Source organism: Thalassotalea sp. G20_0, assembly GCF_017744175.1.
Taxonomy (GTDB): Bacteria; Pseudomonadota; Gammaproteobacteria; order Pseudomonadales; family Endozoicomonadaceae; genus Endozoicomonas.
Genome location: NZ_JAGHQV010000221.1, coordinates 1 through 1223, shown reverse-complemented (window position 1 = coordinate 1223; position 1223 = coordinate 1). Strand labels below are relative to the sequence as shown.

Here is a 1223-nt window from a genome sequence, read left to right as displayed (position 1 = left end):
ATTGAAAACAATAAGTTTCGTGCCAGTATTTGCAACTTAAATAAATTCAAAGCCTTACAGAAAGCCAGTGAAAATAAAGCATACTTTTTAAGTAACAAGCTGTTTTTTCCCGCATAAAGTTAAAAACTTTAACCGCCTTCTCCCTCCCCTGTTTAGCTATTTGACCTGTACAGATGAGCAGGTCAATATGCAGTTCAAGGCAAGACAACAGATACCACCCAAAGCTGTTTAAACCTTGCCTCCCGTCAAGAAGACACTCAGGAGTGGATCCGATTTTTTTAACTTTGGCATACCAAAGAGGGGTTTCTTATGCCTAAAGAAAAGTCTGTCGCTATGGCTGTACTGGACACAGACCAGACATCTGGTTACATCGGCGTAGCTAAAACAGAAATTATTCAGGCTCGAATCACAGGGCAGCTATCAGGACTTGAGCCGCCTCCTTTCATAAAAATTGGAAGGCGTGTCAGGTACAGAATTGTTGATCTGGATAACTGGCTAACAAATCAACCAGCTTTCAAGACGCTGGCAGAACAGGAGGCAGCTAACAGCAAGAGAACAAGGCAATGATCGCCCGGACTACCCGCCACAAGGCCGGACGAGAATATTTAGGAGGGAGCTTACAGCGCCACACTGCAAGCCCCCTTACAGAATTTCCAACGCACACTAATACATTGGAGCGCATATTGTGAACCAATCACTCAAAGCTGACCACCCGATGGTAACAATGGTTACTCAGGTTCCTATGCCTGTAAAAGCATTGGAGCTTGTGAAAGACCTTACGCAGATCAACAAAAAGCTGTCTGCACTGAAAGAACAATTCCCGTCCCGAAACGAATGCGAGCAAGTGACAGACGACAGCAAGCAGACTTGCCGGGATCTGAAGATAGAGCATTGCCCAAGGTGTGAGGCCACAGAACCACTGGCGCAGGAGTGGCACAAACTCAAAGCCAGAAAGAGCAATGTCCTGAAGAAGATACACGCCCTTGGTTGTAAGGCGTTAGACGGTATCTGACCACCAGCACCGGCAAGGATGCCAGCTTTTTTCAAGGTAGGAATTCCTACCTCGAACCTGACAAGACCACACATCTGCACCAGGCAACCAATCATGTATCTATCAAAACACTTGCCAAGCGGGGGAAGTTGGAACTATGCTTCAACCGTTACAGCAACATCTGTAGCCCGGATTGGTCTCCGGAAAACATACAAGGCGCACAACCGCCAAC

At 46.6% G+C, this 1223-nt stretch carries 2 protein-coding genes; both read left to right on the top strand.

From position 1 onward, the window contains the following. Window positions 1–309 precede the first annotated feature (309 nt). Window positions 310–567: a MerR family transcriptional regulator gene (locus J7438_RS25635; protein WP_209278871.1), complete on the top strand. Its 258-nt coding sequence runs from the start codon at window positions 310–312 to the stop codon at window positions 565–567. Window positions 568–685: 118 nt separating this feature from the next. Further along, window positions 686–1012 carry a hypothetical protein gene (locus J7438_RS25630; RefSeq protein ID WP_209278870.1) on the top strand — a complete coding sequence of 109 codons (327 nt, stop codon included), beginning with the start codon at window positions 686–688 and terminating at the stop codon, window positions 1010–1012. Window positions 1013–1223 lie beyond the last annotated feature (211 nt).

Coding starts and splice junctions, on each gene's coding strand:
- J7438_RS25635 (WP_209278871.1), top strand. CDS start 310: ATGCCTAAAGAAAAGTCTGTCGCTATGGCTGTACTGGACACAGACCAG.